The sequence below is a fragment of the Burkholderia cenocepacia genome (assembly GCF_014211915.1).
Taxonomy (GTDB): Bacteria; Pseudomonadota; Gammaproteobacteria; order Burkholderiales; family Burkholderiaceae; genus Burkholderia; species Burkholderia orbicola.
On record NZ_CP060040.1, the window covers coordinates 1,911,368 to 1,927,368 of the forward strand.

Genomic DNA, 16,001 nt, shown 5'->3' on the forward strand with positions numbered 1-16,001 from the left:
CCGAAGCGGCGCGGGATTGCCTATCATCTCCCCATGAACTCGACCGCCGCCCTCCATTCGCCTTCCCCGTCCGCCGGCCGCGCGTCCGGCATCGGCCCGCTGCTGCGCACGTGGCGGCAACGCCGGCGCCTGAGCCAGATGGCGCTCGCGCTCGACGCGGATGTGTCCGCGCGCCACCTGAGCTTCGTCGAGTCGGGCCGTGCGCAGCCGAGCCGCGAGATGGTGCTGCATCTCGCCGAACGCCTCGACGTGCCGCTGCGCGAACGCAATGCGCTGCTCGTCGCGGCCGGCTTCGCGCCGCTGTTTCGCGAACGGCCGTTTTCGGACCCGCAACTGGATGCCGCGCGTCATGCGGTCGAAGCCGTGTTGCGCGGGCACGAGCCTTATCCGGCGCTCGCGGTGGACCGCCACTGGACGCTGCTCGCGGCGAACCGGATGCTCGGCGCGCTGGTCGCGCAGGCCGATCCGACGCTGCTGCAGCCGCCCGTCAACGTGCTGCGGCTGAGCCTGCATCCGGACGGTCTCGCGTCGCAGATCGTCAACTGGCATGAGTGGCGCGCGCACATCCTGCATCGGTTGCAGCGGCAGATCGATGCGAGCGGCGACCACACGCTGCATGCGCTGCGCGACGAACTCGCCGCGTATCCGGCGCCGGCCGGGCAGCCCGACGATTCGCACACGCGCACCGATTTCGCGGACATCGCCGTGCCGCTGCGGCTGCGCACGGCGAGCGGCGAGCTGACGTTCTTCAGTACGACGACGGTATTCGGCACGCCGGTCGACGTGACGCTGTCGGAACTCGCGATCGAGGCGTTCTTTCCGGCGAATCCGGAAACGGTGGAGGCGATGCGGGTGCTGGCGGACGGGTTGCCGGTGGCGTAACGCCGGCAGGCGTGGCGGGGCCGTGGCCGCGCTCAGCGGCGTTCGAGCGCCAGCTTCACGCCCAGCGCGAGCAAGACCACCCCGCTGACGCGATGCATGCGCGTCAGGATGCGCGGGTTGCGGCGGATCGATGCCGACAGCAGGCCCGCGAACAGCGCGACCGGCCCCTTGACGAGAAACGTCAGCCCCGCAAACGTCGCGCCCAGCACGAACAGCGACAGCATCGGGTGCGGGGCGCCGGCCGGAACGAATTGCGGCAGAAACGCCAGGTAGAAAAGCGCGACCTTCGGATTGGATACATTGGACAGCGCGCCTTGCGCGAACGTCCGCAGCCGCGATGCCGGCGCATTGCCATTGCCCGCCAGCGTCAATTCGCCCGTCGAGCGCAACAGCGTGATGCCGAGGTACAGCAGGTACAGCGCGCCCACCACCTTCAGCGCCGTGAACAGCCATTCGGAAGCCTGAAGCAGCGCACCCAGCCCGAGCGTCGCGAGCATCGTATGCACGAGCAGCCCGACGCTGACACCCGCGGCGGTCACGAGGCCCGCGCGCGTGCCGCCAGACAGCGTGCGCGACATCACGAGGACCATGTCCTGGCCGGGCGTCAGTATGATCAGAAGGGAGGTGGCCATGAACGGCAGCCAGGCGACGTGCGACATCGGGAAGCTCCTGAAGGGGGCCGCGGCGGGCGCGAATCGCGCGTTTTCGAGGGGCCGGGCAGTCGTCAGATTATCGGCAACTTCCCGTGGAGATTGGATGCAAACCCGGCTATTTTTGAAGTCCGATTTGGAGTTATTCTCCAACATCAACTTCATCTATAGCTAAAAATGCCAATCAAACTGGATGCAATCGATCGACGCATTCTGCGTGCGTTGCAGCAGAATTCGAACCAGACGAACGCCGACATCGCGCAACAGGCCGGACTGTCGCCCACGCCGTGCCTGCGCCGCGTTCACCTGCTCGAGGAACAGGGCGTGATCGACGCGTACGTCGCGTTGCTGAACCCTGCAGCCGTCGAGCTGCGCTTCACGGCATTCGTGCGCGTCACGCTGGAGCGCCAGGACAAGACGACGGTCGAACGCTTCGCGCGCGAGATGGAACACGCGCCCGAAGTGCTCGAATGCCATCTGATGGCCGGCAGCTACGACTATCTGCTGCGCGTGATCGCAAAGGATCTCGACGACTATCAGCGCTTTCAGATGGAAACGCTCACGCAGATCGAAGGCGTGCGCAACATCGAAACCGAGATCCCGCTGAAGCGCATCAAGCAGACGGTGCGGCTGCCGATCTAGGGGTCGAGAAACGTCACGGCCTCCCCGGCCGGTTGTCCGTTCAGCGCCTCGTCGCGCACGACGACCTGCCCGCGCACGACCGTATGCACGGGCCACCCCGTGACCGCACAGCCGTCGTACGGCGTCCACCCGCTCACGCTCGCGATCCATTCGTCGCGAATGATCCGCCGCGCGCGCAGGTCGACGATGCTGAAATCGGCGTCGTAGCCCGCCGCAATGCGTCCCTTCCCTTCGATGCCGAAAACGCGCGCCGGCCCGGCGCTGGTCAGGTCGACCAGCCGTTCGATGCTCAAACGGCCGGCCTGCACGTGATCGAGCATCAGCGGCAGCAGCGTCTGCACGCCGGTCATCCCGCTCGGCGACTGCGGATACGGGCGGCGCTTTTCGTCGCGCGTATGCGGCGCATGATCGCTGCCGATCACGTCGACCACGCCATCGCGGACGGCCTGCCACAGCGCGTCCCGATGATGCCGTTCGCGCACGGGCGGATTCATCTGCGCGAACGTGCCGAGCCGCTCGTAGCAATCCGGCGCGTGCAAGCTCAGGTGATGCGGCGTGACCTCGACCGTCACGCGCCGCCGGTGCCGTGCGAGCAACGCCATTTCGTCCGCCGTGGATACGTGCAGCACATGCAGCCGGCGGCCTGTCTCGGCAGCCAGCCCGACGATGCGCCGCGTCGCGGCCAGCGCGCTTTGTGCGTCGCGCCAGCGCGGATGGTCGCGCACGTCGCCGCTTGCTTCCGCGATCGACTTGCGTTCGCGCAGCCGCGCCTCGTCCTCCGCATGCACGGCCATGCGCCGCCGGCCGTTGCGCAGGATCCGGCGCAACACGGTTTCGTCGTCGGCCAGCAGATCGCCGAACGAACTGCCCATGAAGACCTTCACCCCCGCGCAGCCGGGTAATCGTTCGAGCACCGGCAGCCGTTCGGCATTCACGGCCGAGCCGCCGATGTAGAACGCGTAGTCGCACCACGCACGGCCGCGCGCGAGATCGAGCTTCGCGCTCAGATCCTGCTCGTCCAGCGTCAGCGGATGCGTATTGGGCATCTCGAAGATCGTCGTGACGCCGCCGAGCACCGCGCCGCGCGTGCCGGCCTCGATGGTCTCCTTGTGCGTGAGCCCCGGTTCACGGAAATGCACCTGACTGTCGACCACACCCGGCAACACGTGCAAGCCGCGCGCATCGAGCAGCACGTCGGCGCTCCACACGCCATGCAACGCGCCCAGCGCGACGACACGGCCGCCCGCGCACGCGACGTCGATCCGCTCGGCACCGTTGGGCGTCATCACCGTGCCGCCATGCACCAGCAGATCGGCGTGCCGCAGCTTCGATCGGTCGCCCGCTTCCTGTCGCAGCCGCGCGTCCATGCGTCAGAACTCGTTCTGGATCTGCTTGTAACCGAGCACCAGCGCATTGTTCGTGCGCGCGACGTCCTCGGAGAAATCGCTCGCGTCGGCCGTCACCTGCGGCAGCGCGGCGAGATCGGTTTCCGGCCCGATGCGTTCGGTCGAGCGCACGTGGAAGCCCGGCGGCAGGTGGCAGCCGTCGACGACCGCGTTGTAGCGCACCACGCAGCCGTCGTCGATCGTGCAGTTGAACAGTACGCTGTTGAAGCCGACGAACACGCCGTCGCCGACCGTGCACGGCCCGTGGACGATCGCGCGATGCGCGATCGACGTGTGCCGGCCGATCGTCACGCTCGCGCCCGATTTCGAATGGATCACGACGCCGTCCTGGATGTTCGAATGCGCACCGATCACGATCGGCGCGATCTGGCCGTCCGCATCGGTTTCGTCGGCGCGGATCACCGCGTACGGGCCGATGAACACGTTCTCCTCGACGATCACGCGCCCGCACAGGATGGCGGTCGGATCGACGAACGCATTCGGATGAATGTGCGGCAGGTCGCCGCGCGGGTTCTTTCGGATCATCAGGATTCCTGCCGGGAAAGAGTATGGCCGCGCTTGAGCCGCTCGAACAGGCCGGGATCGCGCCACTGCGCGACGATGGCCGGCGCGAACACGATCGCGTCGAGGTCGATGCGGCCCATGCGCGGGTTGAATGCATCGTCGCGAAAGCACTGCGCGTAGCCGGTCTCGGTCTCGTGAACGATCACCGAATGCAGCCGCACGTCGGCTTCGCCGTTCGACATGCGCGTACCGCACAGCGCCGCATCGACGAGGCGAAAGAACACGCGCGAGAACTGCTCGGCGCTCGGCGACACCGGCAGCATCACCCAGCGCTCGGAATGCCGGCGCATGCTTTCGACATAGCGCGGATCGTCGTCCGACCACAGCGTCACCGCGTGGTCGAACGCGTCGATCAGGTCGCGCACGTCACCCTTGAGCAGCCCGAAGTCGTAGATCATCTGACCGTGATCGAACGCATGCGCTTCGAGCAGCAGCTCGACACGGTATGAATGGCCGTGGATCGAATGCGAGCAGCGCCGCGTGCTGCAGCCGCGCACGACGTGCGCATTCTCGAACCGGAACAGCTTGCGGATCAGCATGCGTCGGCCCCCTGGCGCAGCGGAGCGGCCCATGCCACCGCATCGTGCGGATGCAGGCTTTCGAGATGGCGCACGCGCACGCGCGGGCTCGCATGACGATCTTCGAGCGCGGCCTGCACGCGCCGCACCGCATCCTCGACGAACATCAGGTTGCCGCCGTTCAGCACCGCGAACGCCTGCTCGTCCGCGCGCTTGACGGCCGTCTGCACCGGCGTGCCGAGCGCCTGCTCGACGCGGTCGATCAGGTCGAGCAGCCCCAGCGTCGCGCCATCGGCAGGCAGCGCCACGCTGACGACGGCCTCGCTGCGCTGGCTGTGCGGCGTGGCGGCCGTCGCATGCCGTTTCAACCAGGCGGCGACCGCCGCCGGCTCCACGCGAGCCTCATGCCCGAATGCCGTCAGGAATGCCTGTTCGATCCAGTGCCGCGACAGCGCGGCCGAGCACGGGCACGTCGACGAATAGACGACCGTCACCTGCGCGCGCAGCGCGAACGCATCGCCGGCCAGCGTCGCATCGAGACGCACCGGATAGGCCTTCCAGCCGGCCAGCCCCTCGGTCACGAGCGCCGTGCGGCGGGCCAGCAGGTCGAAGCGCAGCCGCACGCGCGCGCTGCGCGTCGCGCAGTCGCGGTGGCTGTCGACCATTGCGCGCAGCATGCGCTGCAAGCCGGCCGGCGACAGCGCTTCGCCGTCGGCGAGCCCGTCCAGCAGCCCGTACAGCCGCGACATGTGGATGCCTTTCACCTGCGGCGCAGGCAGATCGACCTGCACGTCGGCACGCGCATGCACGTCGCGCCGGCAGCCGGGCTCCGCCACGACGACGGGCAGGTCGATGCCCTGCATGCCGACCCATTCGAGCGGGCGGCGGCCCGGCGCGGCGTCGGTCAGGGAAATATCGGGAAGCGCTGCATTCATGCTTGAAATCCGGTGGAGCGCCTTCTCCATCCGGATCGATGCAGGCAGCGCGTTCAGGTCAGGCCCAGTCGCGAAACGGGTTGTCCCACGTGGTCCAGTGTTCGGGGCCGGCGGCCATCTCGGCGTCGGTCAGCAGACACGCGTCGAAGCGCGCGCGCAGCGCGGGCTCGTCCATGTCCATGCCGATCAGCACGAGCTCCTGCCGGGCGTCGCCGACGTGCTCGTCCCAGCGCGCGCGGATCTGCGCGACGGCTTCGGCGTCCCGCGGCCAGCGCTCGGGCGGCACGGCCGCCCACCAGTGGCCGGCCGGCCCGTGCCGCGCGACCGCGCCGGCCTGCGACCACGAACCGGCGACGGTCGGATGCGTGGCCAGCCAGAAGAACCCCTTCGAGCGGACGACGCCCGGCCATTCGCTCTCCACCAGATCGAAGAAGCGCTGCGGATGAAAGGGCCGCCGCGCGCGATAGACGAAGCTGCGGATTCCGTACTCGTCGGTCTCCGGCGTGTGCGTGCCGCGCAGCTCCTGCAACCAGCCCGGCGCGCGCGACGCCTCATCGAAATCGAACAGGCCGGTGTCGAGCACACGTTCCAGCGGCACCTTGCCGAATTCGGCGATCTCGATCCGCGCGCGCGGGTTCAGCCCGCGCAGCAGTGCGATCAGCCGCTCTCGCGCGCTGGCGTCGATCAGGTCGATCTTGTTGATCACGAGCACGTCGCAAAACTCGATCTGGTCGATCAGCAGATCGACGACCGTGCGGGCGTCCTCGTCGCCCATCGATTCGCCGCGCGCTTGCAGGCTGTCGCGCGACGCGTAATCGCGCAGGAAATTGAACGCGTCGACCACCGTCACCATCGTGTCGAGCCGCGCGACTTCGCCGAGGCTGCGACCGTCCTCGCCTTCGAACGTGAATGTCTCGGCCACCGGCAGCGGCTCCGAGATGCCGGTCGATTCGATCACGAGCTGATCGAAGCGCCCTTCGCGTGCGAGCCGGTCGACCTCGATCAGCAGATCCTCGCGCAGCGTGCAGCAGATGCAGCCGTTGCTCATCTCGACCAGCTTCTCGTCGGTGCGGGACAGCCCCGCGCCCCCGTCTCGCACGAGCGCGGCGTCGATGTTGACCTCGGACATGTCGTTGACGATCACCGCGACGCGCCGGCCCTCGCGATTGTTGAGGATGTGGTTGAGCAGCGTCGTCTTGCCGGCGCCGAGAAAGCCGGACAGGACGGTCACGGGAAGCCGCGTGGACGGATGAAGGGCGGGGTTCATCGGGCGATTCCGGAAGAGGGCGTTGAGGACAAAATGATATATTGTATCGCTACGATATAACATATCATTCCAGGCGTCCAGCACGACGGTAGCGCGGCGATGCACGCATCATGCGGTTTGAAAGGTGGGGTTGATAAGCTGCCCGGCGAGACCGCCCCTTTCAAACACCATGAAAAACAAAACGCTTGCCACGCTGTTACTGTGCGCTGCCGCTCCCGGCATCGCACTCGCACAATCGATCGCGGCGCCCGTGCTGAAACCGGGCGACACCTGGACCTACGTCGATACGGTTGAAATCGGCCCGAACGGCTGGCGCCAGACGCGCGACGAGATTACCGTGCAGCGCACGACGCCCGGGCATATCTACGTCGAGTCCCGGCAAAGCGGCGCCACGCAGGCGCCGCACGAAATGATCGTCGATGCGGACTGGAGCCGTGCACGCAGCATCAACGGCACCGAAACCGTCGTGAACCGCCCGCTGGCGTTTCCGCTGACGATCGGCAAGACCTGGACGATCCAGTACAGCGAGTCACACCCGAATCCGCAGCATGCGTCGGAAGCGTACGACACGCACTACAAGGTCGTGGGCCACGAGACCGTCACTGTGACGGGCGGCACGTTCGACGCGATCAAGATCGAGGCTGAAGGCTCGTGGAAGGCGCAATCCGCACCGGGGCAGTCGATCACGTCCGGCGTATCCCGCAACGCGGGCGGTTCGACGATCGTGGTGCAAAGCCGCAACAACGGGACGGCGGAAGGAACCGGCAAGACCTACAAGGCGTTCTGGTACGTGCCGGCGGTGGGTCGCTGGGTCAAGTCGGTCGAGGAGTATTACGACACGAACGGCATGCGGACGGCGCGCTATTCGGACGAACTCGCATCGTACAAGCGCGCCGGGGCGGACGGCAGCGCACCGTTGGCCGGCGGCGCCGCGCCCGCCTCCGTCGCGCCGGATGGCCCTCCGCCCGGCGATCAATGACGGAGTGCGTGCTCGCTTACGTATAGAGCGACGCCGGCGGCAACTCGCCCGTCAGCGCATACCGGCCCACGTCGCGCAGCCGGTAGTCGAGCGGATCGTGCAGCGTATGCGTGCGCGCGTTCCGCCAGAAACGGTCGAGGCCCAGCGACGCGGCCGTCGCGCGCGCGCCGCATGCATCGAACAGCGCTTCGCCGTTATCCAGCGCCGCGCGCTGCGCGACGATCTTCGCTTCCGACACCGCGAGCGCGACTTCGGCGCGTTCGTCGGCCGTCAGCGCGTCCTGCCGCGCCCATGCGTGCTGCAACGCGTTGGCCGCGCGATCGGCCAGCGCCGCCGCGGCGATCGCGCGCACGTGCATGTCGCCGAAGCGCTGCAGCGTGTACGGATCGTCTTCGGCCCGCTCGACGTCCGAATGAATCCACGGGCGGCCGTGCTGCCGCACGTAGTCGCGCGCCTCGGCCAGCGCGCCTTCCGCCAGGCCGACGAACAGGTTCGTCAGCACGAGCTGCGACACCAGCGTGCGCAGCGTCGCGCGCGGCGTCGGCGGCGCTTCCGACCGGTGCAGCACCTCGTCCGGCGCGAGCGTCACGCCGTCGAAGCGCACGCTGCCGCTGTCGGTCTGGCGCTGGCCGACCGGGTCCCAGTCGTCGTTGACGGTGATCCCGGCCCGATCGGTCGGCACCACGCCGAACACGGTGCGGCCGATGGCCGGATCGTGCGCGGATACCGTCATCCGCTGCGAGCCGCGCGTGCCGGAACAGAAGCCCTTCACGCCGTCGAGCCGGTAGCCGCCGTCGGGCGTCGCCGTGGCGACGAGCCGCGTGTCGAGCGGATTGACCGCGTTGCCCCACCACCAGCGCCCGTCGACCGTGCCGCGCAGGTAGCGCTCGCGCTGCGCGGCGTTGCCCCACACGTCGACGCTCACCACCTGCAGGCACTGGAAGCCGACCAGATGCGCGAGCGCGCTGTCGACTCGCGCGACCTGCCGGATCGCGTCGTAAATCTCGGACCACGCCGCTTCCTGCCCGCCGAACGCGCGCGGCACCGCGAGCGTCAGCAAGCCCGCGTCGGCGAGCCATTGCTTCTCCTGGGCGGCATGACCGCCCGCGCGGTCGCGCTCGGCGGCGCTCACGCGCAGCGCGTCGATCGCGCGCGCCAGCGCCGCGCGGTCGACGGCCGGTGCATCGGTATCCGGCGCCAGCGTCGCCGGGCCGCGGGGATCGTTCATGCGACAGCTTCCTGTTCAACGGTTTCGCCCGACAGCGGGACGAGCGCGCCAAGCTGACGGCCGGTCAGCCGCGACAGGATCTCGCGCCGCCAGTCGTCGTAGATCGCACGATATTCGGCGATATCCGCGCCGAACACCAGTGCGGTATGCGCGTACTCGTCGTGCAGATAGCCGTCGAGCCGCGCCTGGGTTTCCTCGTCGGCCGCGATCACGCGATCGATCAGCGCGTCGCGCTCGGCGGGCGGCAGCGCCTGCAGCGTGTCGAACCACCACTGGACGATCTGCACGCGATGCCATTCCTCGTCCGGGCGAATCCGGTTCTCGCCGTGCTCGCGCATCGCGCTGTCGCCGATGCGGCCGGTCTTGCGCTGAATCCACAGCTTCGCGAGGATGTGCAGCTCGTAGTGCCATTCGAACGCGAGAAAGCCCGCGACGTCGCGCACCGCGATGTCGCCGATGCGCGCCCAGTGCGCGGCGACGAGCCGGTCGACTTCCGGCAGCGGATCGCGCCCCGTGAGTTCGGCCACGCGCTCACGGCCGATCACGGCGTGCGCGCCGTCATCGCCCAACTGGCGCGACAAGATCAGCTGGAAATGCGGATCGTCGCGGAACAGCGTGTCGATCGCCTTCGCGACGACCTGCACGATGAACAGGTCGTGCGACGCCATCTTCGTGTAGTAGTCGGCGACGGCCGCCAGCTCGTCGCCGTTGCGCGGCTCACGCGGCGGCGTCGCCACTTTGTCGGGGAAGTCCGGACGATGGCGTCGCGCCACCTCCAGAAACAGTGCTTCCTCGAATTGTCCGTTCCATTCGCGCGGCGCGCCGATGGGCAAGGTCATGGTTGTTCTCTCAGGATCAGGAATGAAACGAGCGGACGCTCGTGGCGTCGCTCAGGTACGCCGGGTCACGCGTCGGACCAGGCGGTCGCCCGTGATTTGCACGGCCGAGACGAGCGCGATCAGGATCACGATCACGGTCGCCATGACGGTGGTGTCGAAACGTTGATAGCCATAGCGGATCGCGAGATCGCCGAGCCCGCCCGCGCCGACGGCGCCCGCCATCGCGGTCGAGCCGATCAGCGCGACGACGGTGATCGTGAAGCCGCCGAGCATGCCGGGCAGCGCTTCGGGCAGCAGCACGTGCCACACGATGTGGCGGCGTTTCGCGCCCATCGCGAGCGCGGCCTCGATCAGCCCGCGATCGACTTCGCGCAGGCTCACTTCGGCGATCCGCGCGAAGAACGGGATCGCGGCGATCGACAGCGGCACGACGGCCGCCCACACGCCGATCGTCGTGCCGATCAGCACGCGCGTGAACGGCAGCAGCGCGACCAGCAGGATGATGAACGGCGTCGAGCGGAACACGTTGACGAGCGCGCCGAGCACCGCGTTCACGCCGCGCCGCGCGTAGATGCCGCCGGGCGCGGTGGTCACGAGGATCACCGCGAGCGGGATGCCGATCAGCGCGGCGATCGCGGCCGACGCGGTGACCATCGACAGCGTGTCGCGGATCGCGTCGAGCAGTTCGGGCCACCAGAGGTCAAACATAGCCGAGCACCTCCGCATGATTCGCATGACGGCGCGCGCGTTCGAGCAGCGCAGCGACCGCACCGCCGCGTGCCGCCGACGGGCCATCATCCGCACGCGGCGTCGCGGCGATCACGAGCCGCCCTTGCGCATGCCCCTGGATGCTTTCGATGCCGCCGTGCAGGAACCGCACGGAGCCGCCGAGCGCCGCCGCGAGCGCACCGACGTCCGGCTCGCCGCCGCTCTCGCCCGTATAGCGGACGTCGAGCACGATCTGTGCGCCGTCGGGCAGCGCGGCCTGTTCGGGCAGCGGCCGCACCCGCGCGGCCAGTTCGGCCGGCAGGTCGTGCTGCAGCGTGCTCAGCAGCGCGCGCGTCGCGCCGTGGCGCGGATCGCCGAACACGCGCCACACGGGGCCGGTTTCGACGACTTCGCCCTGTTCGATCACCGCGACCGTGTCGCACACCGCGCGGATCACCTCCATCTCGTGCGTGATCAGCACGATCGTCAGCCCGAGGCGGCGATTGATGTCGGCGAGCAGCGCGAGGATCGATTGCGTGGTTTCCGGATCGAGCGCCGACGTCGCTTCGTCGCACAGCAGCACCTCCGGATCGTGCACGAGCGCCCGCGCGATGCCGACGCGCTGCTTCTGCCCGCCCGACAGGCTCGCCGGATATGCGTCGCGCTTCGCGGCGAGCCCGACGAGCTCGAGCAGCGCCTCGACCTTGCGCACGCGCTCGGCCTTCGGCACGCCGGCGATCTTCAGCGGCAGCGCGACGTTCTCGAACACCGTCTTCGCGGACAGCAGGTTGAAATGCTGGAACACCATGCCGGTGCGGCGCCGCAACGCGACGAGGCCGTCCTCGTCGAGCGCGCCGACGTCGACGCCCTGCACGCGCACACGGCCCGAACTCGGCCGCTCGAGGCCGTTCAGGAGGCGCAGCAGCGTCGACTTGCCCGCGCCGCTGCGGCCGATGATCCCGAACACCTCGCCGCGCCGCACGTCGAGCGTCACGTCGCGCAGCGCGGCGGCCTGGCCGCGCGGCGTCGCGAATACCTTGCCGACCTGCTCCAGCGACACGGCCGCGCCGCCGACCGGCGTCACGGCTTCCTCATGTGCCGCTGCATCGGCGCCGGCACCGGCGCGCACGGCCGATGCCTCGATGAAACCCAGCGTATCGAACAATTGCGTCATCGCTTCGCTCCGTCACGTTCAGGCATGCGCGGGATGCGCGGGTTCGGCCGCGGCGGCCGGCCGGTGCTGCGCGCCGGTATGCCAGGCGGGCAGGCGCGGGCCCGCGCCGAACAGCTTCTCGCGCAGCGTCGGCGCGGGATCGTAGTCTTCCTTGTAGACGCCGCGGTTCTGCAGCTCGGGCACGACCCAGTCGACGAAATCCTCGAACGACTCGGGCATCACGGTGCGCGTCAGGTTGAAGCCGTCGATGCCGGTCTCGTCGATCCACGACTGCAGCTCGTCCGCGACCTGCGACGGCGAACCGACGATCGGCGCATAGCGGCCGCCCAGCGACATCTGTTCGAGCATGCGGCGCACGGTCCAGGTGCCGGTCGTGCTCTTGCGCGAGATCGCGTCGACGGCCGACTGGATCGAATCGGTCTTCACGTACGAGATCGGCTCGTCGAGGCCGTATTTCGCGAAGTCGATGCCGGTCGAGCTCGCGAAATGCGCGAGGCCGGCTTCCGGGCTCGCGTAGCGCCGGTACTCGTCGAATTTCTCGCGGGCGAGCAATTCGGTCTCGGCCGTGACGACGCTCACGCCGGCAAAGATCTTGATCGACGCCGGGTCGCGCCCCTGCCGCGCGGCGGCCGCGCGGATGTCGAGCGCCGCCGCGCGCGCCGCGGCCTTGCTCTGCCCGTTCACGAACACGCATTCCGCGTGACGGCCCGCGAACTCGACGCCGCGCGCGGACGAGCCGGCCTGGTACAACACCGGCGTGCGTTGCAGCGACGGTTCGCTCAGATGAATCGCATCGATCGAATAGAACGGCCCGTCGTGCTTCACGCGCCGCACCTTGCCCGGCTGCGCGAACACGCGCGCCTGCGCGTCGCGGATCACCGCGTCGTCGTCCCAACTCTGTTCCCACAGCTTGTAGACGACGTCCATGTAGTCGTCCGCGCGCTCGTAGCGGTCGTCGTGGCCGATCTGCTGCGCGAGCCCCATCCCGCGCGCGGCGCTGTCGAGATAGCCGGTGACGATGTTCCAGCCCACGCGCCCTTTCGTCAGATGATCGAGCGTCGACATGCGGCGCGCGAACAGGTACGGCGGCTCGTAGGTCAGGTTCGCGGTCACGCCGAAGCCGAGATGCCGCGTGACCTGCGCCATCGCCGGCACGAGCAGCAGCGGATCGTTGACGGGCACCTGCACCGATTCGCGCAGCGCGGCGTCCGGGCCGCCGCCGAACACGTCGTACACGCCGACGATGTCCGCGAGAAAGATCCCGTCGAACTTGCCGCGCTCGAGCGTCCGCGCGAGATCGGCCCAGTAGTCGAGATCGGTGTAGTGCGCGGAGCGGTCGCGCGGATGCGTCCACAGCCCGTGGTTGATGTGCCCGACGCAGTTCATGTTGAACGCGTTGAGCAGGATCTTCTTGCGGTTCTCCGTCGTCATGCCGCCTCCGTCACCACGCGATCGCGTACAGCGAGCCGAACGCGTTGTCGAGCGCCTTGCGCACCGCCGGCGAGTGCTGGTAGATCGAGATGAACTTGCGGATGCGCGGATCGTTCGCGCTCTCGGGCCGCACGACCCACTGGATCGCGAAGTTCTTGTTCTCGGTGCCGTCGAACAGCAGCGCGCTGTTCGGGTCGGTCGTGCCGGCGAGCTTGATGAAGCTCGGGTAGCCCTGCGCGAGATCGACGTCGTCGAGCGAGCGCGCGAGCTGCGACGCTTCGAGCGGGATGATCTTCAGGTGCTTCGGGTTGGCGACGATGTCGTGGGTGGTCGCGCGGTAGTCGGCGCCCGGCTTCAGCGTGATGAGCCCCGCGCGCTGCAGCAGCAACAGCCCGCGCCCGCCGTTCACCGGATCGTTCGCGATCGCGACGCGCGCGCCGTCCTTCAGCTCGGCGAAGCTCTTCACCTTCTTCGAATAGAGGCCGATCTTCATGATCGTGCCGGGAGCGATCGAGATGAAGTTGTAGCCGCCCTGCTTCTTCGCGTTCTCGAGAAACGGGATGTGCTGGAAGTAGTTGACGTCGATGTCCTTGTTCGCGAGTGCCGCGTTCGGCGTATTCCAGTCGGTGAATTCGACGATCTTCACGTCGAGGCCCTGCTCCTTCGCCTCCTTCGCGGCGATCTTCAGCGCCTCGATCTGCGGGCTGGTCGAGATGCCGACCTTCAGCGGCGCGGTGTCGGCGCGCGCGCCGTTCAGCAGCGCGACGCCGAGCAGCGCGGCCGTCAGCAGGCGGGCGAGGCGGGCCACTCGGCCGGCGGAAAAGCGGGCGGAAAACACGGGATGCAGCATGGGAACCACTCTCCTGTCCAAAGACGGTATCGATGGATGAGCGACGCCGCGGCGAACGCGCGGGCGTTCTCCGGACGGTCGTCGTCCCATCGGAAAAGGATCAGCCGATGATAGAGAGCGGCGAGAGGGCGGTCTACGAAGCGATTGTGCGAAGAAAATCGCGCGCGGCGATATGGCGGGCGGGACGGCGGGCGCCGGGCATGACCGGGCGGCCGGGCGCCCGGCCGCCGTCAGGCCGAAATCTCGGCCTGCCCGCCGCGCCGATTCCGAAATCTCGGCCACTTCGCGTGAAAAACCCTTTCCACAGACGAAATAAATCCCTTATGAATCAATGGATTAAAAATATTCCGGCGCGTCGGCATTCTGGCATGGGGGTTGCGTAATAGACGGCACACGATGCCGCGAAGCGATGCAGGCATTCCAAACATCAGGAGACACGTCTTGCAGACCTCTATCCATACCCCGTCCCATCCCGAGCCGATTGCCGAAGCCGGCCCCGCCACGCGCGAACGCTTCTGGCCGGAAGGCTGGTGGAAGCTGATGGAAATCCGCATCGGCATCATCCCGCTGCCGGTCTACGTGATCCTGTTCGGACTGATCGTCGGCTTCGCGGTGACAGGCAAGGTGCCCGGCGAAATCTCGATGGCGATCGCCGTCCTCGCGTTCTTCGGCTTCACCTGCGCGGAACTCGGCAAGCGCCTGCCGCTCCTGCGCAACATCGGCGCGGCCGCGATCTTCGCGACCTTCGTGCCGTCGGCGCTCACGTACTACCACGTGCTGCCGAAGCCGGTGCTGAACCTGACGGTCGAATTCACGAAATCGACCAACTTCCTGTATCTGTTCATCGCGTCGATCATCGTCGGCAGCATCCTGAGCATGGATCGCCGCGTGCTGATCCAGGGCTTCGTGAAGATCTTCATTCCGCTCGCGGCCGGCTCGGTCGCCGCGGCGATCGTCGGCACGGCGGTCGGCACCGCGCTCGGCCTCGGCGCGCGCCACACGCTCCTGTACATCGTCGTGCCGATCATGGCGGGCGGCGTCGGCGAAGGCGCGATTCCGCTGTCGATCGGCTATTCGGAACTGATGCACCTGCCGCAGGGCGAGATGTTCGCGATGGTGCTGCCGCCGGTGATGCTCGGCAGCCTGACCGCGATCATCCTGTCGGGCGCGCTCGACATGCTCGGCAAGCGCCTGCCGCACCTGACCGGCAATGGCCGCCTGCAGGTCGGCGAAAGCGGCGACATGACGCCGGAGAACGAAGAGATCCGCGGTCACGTCGACGTCACGCACATCGCGGGCGCCGGCATCACCGCGATCACGCTGTACCTCGTCGGCCTGATGGCGCACAAGCTGTTCGGCCTGCCCGCGCCGGTCGCGATGCTGTTTCTCGCGGTGCTGGTGAAGCTCGCGCGTGCGGTGTCGCCGCCGCTGCAGGAAGGCGCGTTCGTCGTCTACAAGTTCTTCTCGACCGCCGTCACGTATCCGCTGCTGTTCGCGATCGGTGTCGCGATGACGCCGTGGGACAAGCTGACCGCCGCGTTCACGATCGTCAACGTGGTCACGATCGTGTCGACCGTCGCGACGCTGATGGGCACCGGTTTCGTGGTCGGCCGCCTGCTGAAGATGTACCCTATCGACACCGCAATCGTGAACGCCTGCCACAGCGGGCAAGGCGGCACCGGCGACGTCGCGATCCTGACCGCCGCGAACCGGATGCAGCTGATGCCGTTCGCGCAGATCGCCACCCGCATCGGCGGCGCGATCGTCGTCACGGTGACGCTGATCCTGGTCGCGCACTTCGGATAACGCGCGGCCGCGCGCACCGTCGCGCCGGCTGCTTCAGACGCGCCGCCGCCGGCCCCGCCGGCGCGCGGCGCGCGTCGTTGCGGGCGACCGGCGGCGGGCGACCGGCTGCGGGCGACCGGCTG

The 16,001-nt window shown here is 68.3% G+C and carries 16 protein-coding genes; 4 read left to right on the top strand and 12 right to left on the bottom strand.

All coding sequences use genetic code 11. From position 1 onward, the window contains the following. Nucleotides 1–33: 33 nt before the first annotated feature. A complete protein-coding gene (locus tag SY91_RS24940; RefSeq protein ID WP_023477063.1) occupies nucleotides 34–882 on the top strand; it encodes a helix-turn-helix domain-containing protein in 849 nt (282 codons plus the stop codon). Between the two features lie 32 nt (nucleotides 883–914). Here the strand turns inward: SY91_RS24940 and SY91_RS24945 are convergent, their stop codons facing one another. Then, a complete protein-coding gene (locus tag SY91_RS24945; protein ID WP_023477064.1) occupies nucleotides 915–1,541 on the bottom strand; it encodes a LysE family translocator in 627 nt (208 codons plus the stop codon). Between the two features lie 168 nt (nucleotides 1,542–1,709). Here SY91_RS24945 and SY91_RS24950 point away from each other — a divergent pair, with 168 nt between their 5' ends. After that, complete coding sequence (locus SY91_RS24950; RefSeq protein WP_006480470.1) at nucleotides 1,710–2,174, top strand: Lrp/AsnC family transcriptional regulator; 465 nt, start codon at nucleotides 1,710–1,712, stop codon at nucleotides 2,172–2,174. On the opposite strand, the gene SY91_RS24955 is transcribed toward SY91_RS24950, so the two are convergent. From SY91_RS24955 to zigA, 5 genes are read right to left on the bottom strand one after another with little or no spacing between them, the layout of a single operon-like run. After that, nucleotides 2,171–3,541, bottom strand: a complete 1,371-nt coding sequence (locus tag SY91_RS24955) for a dihydroorotase (protein WP_006480469.1) — start codon at nucleotides 3,539–3,541, stop codon at nucleotides 2,171–2,173. The genes SY91_RS24950 and SY91_RS24955 overlap by 4 nt on opposite strands. A gap of 3 nt (nucleotides 3,542–3,544) precedes the next feature. Beyond that, a complete protein-coding gene (locus SY91_RS24960) occupies nucleotides 3,545–4,105 on the bottom strand; it encodes a carbonate dehydratase (protein ID WP_006480468.1) in 561 nt (186 codons plus the stop codon). Further along, nucleotides 4,105–4,683 carry a 6-pyruvoyl trahydropterin synthase family protein gene (locus tag SY91_RS24965; RefSeq protein WP_023477065.1) on the bottom strand — a complete coding sequence of 193 codons (579 nt, stop codon included), beginning with the start codon at nucleotides 4,681–4,683 and terminating at the stop codon, nucleotides 4,105–4,107. Before SY91_RS24965 ends, SY91_RS24960 begins: the two co-directional genes overlap by 1 nt. Then, nucleotides 4,677–5,597 carry a GTP cyclohydrolase FolE2 gene (gene folE2, locus SY91_RS24970; RefSeq protein ID WP_034175130.1) on the bottom strand — a complete coding sequence of 307 codons (921 nt, stop codon included), beginning with the start codon at nucleotides 5,595–5,597 and terminating at the stop codon, nucleotides 4,677–4,679. The genes SY91_RS24965 and folE2 overlap by 7 nt, the downstream gene beginning before the upstream one ends. A 58-nt stretch (nucleotides 5,598–5,655) precedes the next feature. Next, nucleotides 5,656–6,864, bottom strand: a complete 1,209-nt coding sequence (gene zigA, locus SY91_RS24975; protein ID WP_023477066.1) for a zinc metallochaperone GTPase ZigA — start codon at nucleotides 6,862–6,864, stop codon at nucleotides 5,656–5,658. Nucleotides 6,865–7,033: 169 nt separating this feature from the next. Between zigA and SY91_RS24980 the strand changes: the two genes are divergently transcribed. After that, the gene (locus SY91_RS24980) at nucleotides 7,034–7,843 is read left to right on the top strand and encodes a hypothetical protein (protein WP_023477067.1); all 810 of its coding nucleotides are present in this window, start codon (nucleotides 7,034–7,036) and stop codon (nucleotides 7,841–7,843) included. 16 nt (nucleotides 7,844–7,859) lie between these two features. Here SY91_RS24980 and SY91_RS24985 read toward each other — a convergent pair whose 3' ends face one another. Genes SY91_RS24985 through SY91_RS25010 form a run of 6 tightly spaced genes read right to left on the bottom strand, consistent with a single transcriptional unit; the run spans nucleotide 7,860 to nucleotide 14,073 of the window. Continuing rightward, entirely contained in the window at nucleotides 7,860–9,071 is a 1,212-nt protein-coding gene (locus tag SY91_RS24985; RefSeq protein ID WP_023477068.1) for an acyl-CoA dehydrogenase family protein, read from the bottom strand. Continuing rightward, the gene (locus SY91_RS24990) at nucleotides 9,068–9,910 is read right to left on the bottom strand and encodes a hypothetical protein (protein ID WP_023477069.1); all 843 of its coding nucleotides are present in this window, start codon (nucleotides 9,908–9,910) and stop codon (nucleotides 9,068–9,070) included. The genes SY91_RS24985 and SY91_RS24990 overlap by 4 nt, the downstream gene beginning before the upstream one ends. Before the next feature lie 51 nt (nucleotides 9,911–9,961). Next, a complete protein-coding gene (locus SY91_RS24995) occupies nucleotides 9,962–10,618 on the bottom strand; it encodes a methionine ABC transporter permease (protein ID WP_023477070.1) in 657 nt (218 codons plus the stop codon). Further along, nucleotides 10,611–11,792, bottom strand: a complete 1,182-nt coding sequence (locus SY91_RS25000) for a methionine ABC transporter ATP-binding protein (protein WP_006480460.1) — start codon at nucleotides 11,790–11,792, stop codon at nucleotides 10,611–10,613. The genes SY91_RS24995 and SY91_RS25000 overlap by 8 nt, the downstream gene beginning before the upstream one ends. Before the next feature lie 18 nt (nucleotides 11,793–11,810). Then, nucleotides 11,811–13,223 (bottom strand): LLM class flavin-dependent oxidoreductase, encoded by a 1,413-nt coding sequence (locus SY91_RS25005; protein ID WP_006480459.1) that lies wholly within the window; start codon nucleotides 13,221–13,223, stop codon nucleotides 11,811–11,813. Between the two features lie 10 nt (nucleotides 13,224–13,233). Beyond that, nucleotides 13,234–14,073, bottom strand: coding sequence for a MetQ/NlpA family ABC transporter substrate-binding protein (locus tag SY91_RS25010; protein ID WP_023477071.1), 840 nt, complete (start codon nucleotides 14,071–14,073; stop codon nucleotides 13,234–13,236). 441 nt (nucleotides 14,074–14,514) lie between these two features. On the opposite strand from SY91_RS25010, the gene SY91_RS25015 reads away from it, so the two are divergent. Further along, nucleotides 14,515–15,879, top strand: coding sequence for a 2-hydroxycarboxylate transporter family protein (locus SY91_RS25015; RefSeq protein ID WP_027812282.1), 1,365 nt, complete (start codon nucleotides 14,515–14,517; stop codon nucleotides 15,877–15,879). The last annotated feature ends 122 nt before the right edge of the window (nucleotides 15,880–16,001 follow it).

Excerpts from the sequence above, each read along its gene's own strand:
- SY91_RS24940 (WP_023477063.1), top strand. The coding sequence starts at position 34 with ATGAACTCGACCGCCGCCCTCCATTCGCCTTCCCCGTCCGCCGGCCGC.
- SY91_RS24945 (WP_023477064.1), bottom strand. The coding sequence starts at position 1,541 with ATGTCGCACGTCGCCTGGCTGCCGTTCATGGCCACCTCCCTTCTGATC.
- SY91_RS24950 (WP_006480470.1), top strand. The coding sequence starts at position 1,710 with ATGCCAATCAAACTGGATGCAATCGATCGACGCATTCTGCGTGCGTTG.
- SY91_RS24955 (WP_006480469.1), bottom strand. The coding sequence starts at position 3,541 with ATGGACGCGCGGCTGCGACAGGAAGCGGGCGACCGATCGAAGCTGCGG.
- SY91_RS24960 (WP_006480468.1), bottom strand. The coding sequence starts at position 4,105 with ATGATCCGAAAGAACCCGCGCGGCGACCTGCCGCACATTCATCCGAAT.
- SY91_RS24965 (WP_023477065.1), bottom strand. The coding sequence starts at position 4,683 with ATGCTGATCCGCAAGCTGTTCCGGTTCGAGAATGCGCACGTCGTGCGC.
- folE2 (WP_034175130.1), bottom strand. The coding sequence starts at position 5,597 with ATGAATGCAGCGCTTCCCGATATTTCCCTGACCGACGCCGCGCCGGGC.
- zigA (WP_023477066.1), bottom strand. The coding sequence starts at position 6,864 with ATGAACCCCGCCCTTCATCCGTCCACGCGGCTTCCCGTGACCGTCCTG.
- SY91_RS24980 (WP_023477067.1), top strand. The coding sequence starts at position 7,034 with ATGAAAAACAAAACGCTTGCCACGCTGTTACTGTGCGCTGCCGCTCCC.
- SY91_RS24985 (WP_023477068.1), bottom strand. The coding sequence starts at position 9,071 with ATGAACGATCCCCGCGGCCCGGCGACGCTGGCGCCGGATACCGATGCA.
- SY91_RS24990 (WP_023477069.1), bottom strand. The coding sequence starts at position 9,910 with ATGACCTTGCCCATCGGCGCGCCGCGCGAATGGAACGGACAATTCGAG.
- SY91_RS24995 (WP_023477070.1), bottom strand. The coding sequence starts at position 10,618 with ATGTTTGACCTCTGGTGGCCCGAACTGCTCGACGCGATCCGCGACACG.
- SY91_RS25000 (WP_006480460.1), bottom strand. The coding sequence starts at position 11,792 with ATGACGCAATTGTTCGATACGCTGGGTTTCATCGAGGCATCGGCCGTG.
- SY91_RS25005 (WP_006480459.1), bottom strand. The coding sequence starts at position 13,223 with ATGACGACGGAGAACCGCAAGAAGATCCTGCTCAACGCGTTCAACATG.
- SY91_RS25010 (WP_023477071.1), bottom strand. The coding sequence starts at position 14,073 with ATGCTGCATCCCGTGTTTTCCGCCCGCTTTTCCGCCGGCCGAGTGGCC.